Genomic DNA, 6,459 nt, shown 5'->3' with positions numbered 1-6,459 from the left:
ATAAGGCTTCCTCCTTCATTAAAAAGTGAATAACTAGTACTAATTTATCATTTTTTCATATAGTTTTCCACAGAAAGAGCAGAAAAAATTTTTTATTTGAGATTATCCACAAAATTAAGAGAGAAAAAAACAAAAAAAATCACAACGAGGAAAAATACTTATCCACATCACTAATCAACAGGTGGATAAGTGTGTTTTAAAGACAGAAATCCCAGGTAGGTTGTGGATAAAAAATCTTTGTTTATCAAGGAGTTAAGCATTCAATTCACAGATAAATGACTGTTTGTGGATTACTTTTTTTACAGGTGTTTATTCTGTGTAAAAAACCCTAAAAATAATTGTGGATAAATCTTGTGTATAACTTTTTCCACAAACGAATCACACGAAAAAAAACTAAACTGTGGAAAAATAGAATGCATAAATCCAGAAGTTTCCTTTCATTTTATATTGACAAATTACCTTGATTGTCGTTATACTATCAAAGTATGTCTGTGTTTTAACAGTAGATAAGAAATTTTGGAGGTGGAATACATGAAAAGAACATACCAACCAAATAAACGTAAACGTCAAAAAGTTCACGGATTCCGTAAACGTATGAGTACTAAAAATGGCCGTCGTGTTTTAGCAAGCCGTCGCCGTAAAGGAAGAAAAGTTCTTTCAGCTTAAGCCACTGGGGTTTCAGTGGTTTTTTTTATGCCCTTTTTTAGGGAAAAGCTGAAAGAATAAAGAGAAATATGTTATGATTATGGACGTAAGTGAAAGATAGAAAAGGAAAGAAAACGAATGAAAAAAGCGTATCGAGTCAAAAAAGAACGAGAGTTTCAAAACGTATTCCATACAGGAACGTCATTTGCTAATCGTAAATTTGTCGTTTACCGCTTAGAAAAAAAAGACCAGCCACATTTTCGTGTCGGGCTTTCAGTAGGTAAAAAAGTGGGCAATGCAGTATGTCGCAATGAGGTAAAACGTAAGATTCGTGCGGCGGTCTATTCTGTAAAAGAACAGATCGATCCGGAATTGGATTTTATCGTGATTGCAAGACCAAGTGTCAAGGGACTAACTTACGATGAGATTCGTTCCAATCTAGTCCATGTCTTAAAACTTGCAAAAATAATCGATAGAGAGGAAAAGAGTAAGTGAAGAAATACAAACGTTTACTTTTGATGGCAGGCATTATCAGTCTAGTCGTTGTCTTATCCGGTTGTGGAACTGGAGAAGTAAGTGCACAAAGCACAGGAATTTGGGATCGCTACATCGTTTATTATTTTGCAGAAGCGATCAAGGCATTGTCATTTGGAAATGCAGGGATTGGGATTATTTTATTCACTTTGATCATTCGTGTGATCTTGATGCCGTTGATGCATTTTCAAACCAAGAGTATGCGAAAAACCCAAGAACTTCAACCAAAATTAAAAGCACTACAACAAGAATATAGTTCAAAAGATCCTGAGACACAAAGTAAGTTACGTGAAGCGCAACAACGTTTATATGCGGAAAATAATGTGAACCCATATGCTGGTTGTTTACCGTTGTTAGTACAGATGCCGATTTTGATGGCGTTATGGCAATCGATTTCACGTGTGCCTGAATTAAAACAAGGAAACTTTTTATGGTTAAATCTAGGAACAGCAGATCCAACCTTTATTTTACCGATCCTTGCTGCGGTATTTACTTTTGCAAGTACGTATCTAAGTAGCATGAGTCAAATTGAATCAAATGCATCAATGAAGATCATGAATTTTGTGATGCCTGTGATGATCTTAGTTATGGGGGTCAACTTAGCAAGTGGTCTTTCATTATATTGGGTAATATCTAATGCTTTCCAAGTCGTTCAAACATTACTAATCAATAATCCATTTAAGATTAGAAAAGAGCGAGAAGAAGAAGCTCAACGTATTCGTGAAAAAGAACGTGCGTTGAAAAAAGCCATGAGTCCGAAGAAAAAACGTAAAAAATAAGGGAGGGAATGCTAATGCCGATTTATGAAGCTGCGACAATTGATGAAGCAATCCAACTTGGTTTAAACGATTTAGGATTGGATAAAGAGCAAGTTGAAATTGAGATACTAGATGAAGGTAAGAAAGGATTTCTTGGGATCGGGCGTAAGAATGCTCGTCTTAAGATTGAACCTTCAATTAGTGAAACTGTTTCAGAAGCAATTGAAGAAACGGTAGAAGAAGTTTTAGAAGAACCTTTAGAAAAAACGATAGAAGAAACTGAAACCATTGAAGTCTTCACAGAAGACCAACCAGAAGAAGTAGAAACCAGTGAATTAGGCGATGAAGCAGCTTTAACGGAATTAGCAGTCTATCTCACGGATATTACCAAGCAATTAGATGCGCCAGCTTTAGTAAAAATGACCCGCGAAGCAAATACCGTCGTTTTTCAATTAGATACACAAAAACAAGGGATTTTAATTGGCAAACACGGCAAAACATTAAATGCTTTACAGTATTTAGCACAAGTTTTCATTCACCGTGTTGCTAAAAATAAACTATCTGTAGTAGTAAACGTTGGTAATTATCGTGAAAAAAGACAAGAAATCATTCAACGCTTAGCAGATCGTACTGCCGAAAAAGCAATTAAATCCGGTCAACCAGTCTTCTTAGAACCAATGCCGGCATTTGAGAGAAAACAAATCCATGCGGCATTAAGCAAGAATGAATATGTGAAAACTCATTCTGAAGGAGACGAGCCTTATCGTTATCTAGTAGTAGAACCTGTAAAAAAACGATTATAAACACTAAAAGAGTTTGCTTCATTAACAAATGCTTGTTAATGAAATAATGCTTGATAAATAAGAGAAGTTTAAATCAATGAAGTAGCGAAAAAGTAAACTGATTACTTTTTCGCTACTTTATTTTTGTTGTGTTTTGCAAGAAATCTTTTTTTCTCTGTTTTCTAAAAAAAAGTTTCTTTCTCCAAAATAATCTATGTTACTGTGAATACGACTGGGGGAAAAGGAAGGGAAAAATGGAAGAGAAAAAAAGAAAAAAAATGATAAAAGATATCGAAAAAGCTCGTGAAAAATATGTAAAAAATGAACAAAAGTATATTGCAGAAATGTCGCATGTCTTTAATCAAAAATGGAATTGGACTTCCAATATGCTGGATAATGAGGCTGGAGTAAAATATGATAACCTTATAGAGTATATGTATTTGTATAAAAAGGTAGTTGAAAAAAATCCTGAACAGTTTACAGAAAATGGTAGAGAACGAAAGAACTTAATAAACTCTTTAAACGGTAGTATAGGATGTAGTTACGATAACAAATATTTTAAGCCATGCATGAAAGACTTGGTAAATAATGATCCGGATAGTTTTTTAGTTATACCAATCATGTATAACCGAAGAGCAGGCGATGTTCATAGTGTCAGCCTGCTTATTCAAAAAGAAGACAATAAAATTAAAGTGCGCGTTTGTAATAAAGGAGGTCAACTTGTACCTAATGAAGCGCCAAATGTTGATGGAAAAATTTCTCTTGAGCATTTAAATAAAATAGCGTCGTTTTATCAATGGGAAAACTGGAATGATTTTTCCGATAAAGAGAAATTAGACCTTTGGAAAGGCGTTAGTAAGGAGGATAAAGCAGAATTTGTAGAGAGTTTCGCAGCAGTAGAAAAATTGTGGGTAGATCTGGATACCAAACAATTAAAATCAATCTATGTATATGAGTTTGAAGAATCAAAAGAAAACATAGAAGCCATTTCAAAAGCTGTTCGTATAGGAAGATATGCTCCTACATGGCGAGATTTTTTAAGTTTGTCCCGAAAAGAAGGTGTGAGCTTTGGAAGCTTTTTTCAAGATAAATATAATTTGTTTTTTCATAAGACAACAGAATTTCCGTTAAAAGAGCTTCATCATCATGCATCAGAATGTAAGTTTGAAAATTATGTTGCAAGGTCACAAATGACAGGGGCATGTATCGTAAAAAATATAGGATTAGCATTCAAATATACACTAGGTTATAAAACTAAGGCAATTATTAAAGACAAAGAGTATGATCAATGTAAACAAATTGAGGGTATGGATGAAATGCTGCTAAAAGTTGCTAAAGATGAGGTCAAGAACCAGAGTTATAGTGATTTACTTGATCAGAATTACGCGTTTTTTCTTAAAAATAAAAAAGAATTGGCGCAAGAGACGCCAAGCATGAAAATAGTAAAAAAAGAATTGTTAATAGATGTTGTAAATGAAGCTGGAGAAAAAGTTGGAGACGTGCTTACAAACCAGTTTCTTATAAATCAGAAAGATGTTAAAAACGAGTTACATAATAGAAAAACGGGTGAAGAATACCTGAGAAAAGTTGCTGCTGTAAATAAAAATGAATCAAAATCTAGTCCTGAAGCTAAGAAAAGAATTAATACTATAAATAAAAAAGTTTCAAAAAAGAAAAAAACAGAAAGACCAAACTCTAGATTGGAAATATCAAGTTCTGGATTAGAAAGATAGAGGTAAACCCTCCTGAATAGGGATAAAATAAATGTCGTTTTATCCTATAGTTGAAAATTCATTTAATCATTCATAGAAGATCGGTTATATTGAGGAAAAAGCAAAATTTAAAGGTTGATATGCGTGGTTGTTTTTAGGAATCACATTGACAAACTTTTTTAAACAAAGTATATTTTATTAGAAATCATTCTTATCGGAGTATACGATGCTTAAGTAGTCTTACTTTGATAGAAAAAGCACATGGAGGTTAGCCTTCGTGTGTTTTTTTGTAGAACTGAGATGAGATAGCGATTTGTTTTGAATGGCTATTTTTTATGTTGAATAGTCGTGAAAAGGAACGCGACGATACAAAGGATGAAATAAAAAGAATGTACAATATCCTCAAATCAGAATGAATGTATAAATGAAAAAAATTTTTACGATATTGTAAAAAAGAAGAAGTTGTCAGAGTTCTCTATTTTCAATACTTGTGTCTTGTAACTAAATATGATAACCTATGTTCAGAATTTAATCATGGACAAGCAGTCAAAGTGCGAAGTTCACCATTTATTGTAAAGGGTGAAGTGGGCACTTTTTTTGTGCGTAAAATTAAAAAGGGAGTGAAAAAATGGCTGAAATTACTTTAGAATTTGATACGATTGCTGCAATTTCTACCCCACCAGGAGAAGGAGCGATCAGTATTGTTCGACTTAGTGGAGACCAAGCGGTAGCGTTAGCAGATAAAGTCTATCGTTGTGGCAAGAAAAGCTTATTGGAAGTACCTAGTCATACGATTCATTATGGGCATATTACTGATCCGAAGAATGAACAGATCATTGATGAAGTTATGGTTTCTGTTATGTTAGCACCTAAAACATTTACTCGTGAAGATGTCGTTGAAATCAATTGTCATGGTGGGATCGTAGTCGTAAATCAAATTTTACAACTGCTATTACGAGAAGGAGCAAGACTAGCTGAACCTGGAGAATTTACAAAAAGAGCTTTCTTAAATGGTCGTGTAGATCTTTCTCAAGCAGAAGCCGTGATGGATTTAATTCGGGCGAAAACGGACAAAGCAATGGGCTTAGCTTTAAATCAATTAGATGGCAATCTTTCTTCGTTGATTCGTTCATTAAGACAAGAGATCTTAGAAACATTAGCACAAGTAGAAGTCAATATCGATTATCCTGAATACGATGATGTGGAAGAATTGACTACACGATTATTGCTTGAAAAAGCGACGATGATCCAACAAAGGATCCAAGCTTTACTTGCTACATCGAAACAAGGAAAAGTCTTGCGTGAAGGATTAAGTACAGCTATCATCGGTCGTCCAAATGTCGGAAAATCAAGCTTGTTGAATCACTTATTGCGAGAAGAAAAAGCAATTGTAACAGATATTGCGGGAACGACACGAGATGTCATCGAAGAATACGTGAACGTTCGTGGTGTACCATTGAAATTAATTGATACAGCTGGAATCCGCGAAACAGAAGATCTCGTTGAACAGATCGGGGTAGAAAGAAGTCGAAAAGCATTATCTGAATCGGATTTGATTTTATTGGTTTTGAATCAAAGTGAGCCACTGACCAGAGAAGACGAGCAGCTTTTAGAAGCTACTAAGGGTTTGAAACGGATTGTACTTTTAAATAAAACAGATTTGCCGCAAAAGTTAGAAAAAGAAGAACTTGATCAATGGTTAGAAGATGAACCGGTGTTTGCCGTTTCTGTGGCTAAAAATGATGGTTTAGATCAATTAGAAACAGCTATCGCTGATTTATTCTTTGGTGGGCAAACCGGTGAAAGAGATGCTACGTATGTATCAAATACCAGACATATTGCTCTACTTGAAAAAGCATCAATTTCATTAGCAGAAGTAGTTGCTGGGATTGAAGCAGGTATGCCTGTAGATCTTGTTCAAATCGATATGACACGCTGTTGGGACTACTTAGGGGAAGTCGTTGGAGACAGTGTACAAGATGAATTAATCACTCAATTATTCAGTCAATTCTGTTTAGGAAAATAAAA

At 34.5% G+C, this 6,459-nt stretch carries 6 protein-coding genes; all 6 read left to right on the top strand.

Annotated elements, in window-relative coordinates; all coding sequences use genetic code 11:
- Positions 1-531 precede the first annotated feature (531 nt).
- The 6 genes from rpmH (at position 532) to mnmE (ending at position 6,457) form a co-directional block, all read left to right on the top strand.
- Positions 532-666: a 50S ribosomal protein L34 gene (rpmH, locus tag IGJ23_RS13305; protein ID WP_002293121.1), complete on the top strand. Its 135-nt coding sequence runs from the start codon at positions 532-534 to the stop codon at positions 664-666.
- Between the two features lie 117 nt (positions 667-783).
- Positions 784-1,140 (top strand): ribonuclease P protein component, encoded by a 357-nt coding sequence (gene rnpA / locus IGJ23_RS13300; RefSeq protein WP_438775065.1) that lies wholly within the window; start codon positions 784-786, stop codon positions 1,138-1,140.
- A complete protein-coding gene (locus IGJ23_RS13295) occupies positions 1,137-1,958 on the top strand; it encodes a YidC/Oxa1 family membrane protein insertase (RefSeq protein WP_010720506.1) in 822 nt (273 codons plus the stop codon). The genes rnpA and IGJ23_RS13295 overlap by 4 nt, the downstream gene beginning before the upstream one ends.
- 14 nt (positions 1,959-1,972) lie before the next feature.
- Positions 1,973-2,740 carry an RNA-binding cell elongation regulator Jag/EloR gene (gene jag, locus IGJ23_RS13290; protein WP_063627680.1) on the top strand — a complete coding sequence of 256 codons (768 nt, stop codon included), beginning with the start codon at positions 1,973-1,975 and terminating at the stop codon, positions 2,738-2,740.
- Positions 2,741-2,973: 233 nt separating this feature from the next.
- Entirely contained in the window at positions 2,974-4,452 is a 1,479-nt protein-coding gene (locus IGJ23_RS13285) for a hypothetical protein (protein ID WP_438775064.1), read from the top strand.
- Between the two features lie 607 nt (positions 4,453-5,059).
- Entirely contained in the window at positions 5,060-6,457 is a 1,398-nt protein-coding gene (gene mnmE / locus IGJ23_RS13280) for a tRNA uridine-5-carboxymethylaminomethyl(34) synthesis GTPase MnmE (RefSeq protein ID WP_063627679.1), read from the top strand.
- Positions 6,458-6,459: the final 2 nt, after the last annotated feature.

Origin of the sequence: Enterococcus sp. DIV1682a, from assembly GCF_051711005.1 — a bacterium.
In the GTDB taxonomy this organism is placed as follows: domain Bacteria; phylum Bacillota; class Bacilli; order Lactobacillales; family Enterococcaceae; genus Enterococcus_B; species Enterococcus_B hirae.
The sequence above is the reverse complement of the archived record's forward strand: the minus strand, read 5'-3'. Positions and strand labels throughout refer to the sequence as shown.

What these genes read in the sequence shown, in the direction of transcription:
- jag (WP_063627680.1), top strand. Translation starts at nt 1,973, where the DNA reads ATGCCGATTTATGAAGCTGCGACAATTGATGAAGCAATCCAACTTGGT.
- mnmE (WP_063627679.1), top strand. Translation starts at nt 5,060, where the DNA reads ATGGCTGAAATTACTTTAGAATTTGATACGATTGCTGCAATTTCTACC.
- rpmH (WP_002293121.1), top strand. Translation starts at nt 532, where the DNA reads ATGAAAAGAACATACCAACCAAATAAACGTAAACGTCAAAAAGTTCAC.
- IGJ23_RS13285 (WP_438775064.1), top strand. Translation starts at nt 2,974, where the DNA reads ATGGAAGAGAAAAAAAGAAAAAAAATGATAAAAGATATCGAAAAAGCT.
- rnpA (WP_438775065.1), top strand. Translation starts at nt 784, where the DNA reads ATGAAAAAAGCGTATCGAGTCAAAAAAGAACGAGAGTTTCAAAACGTA.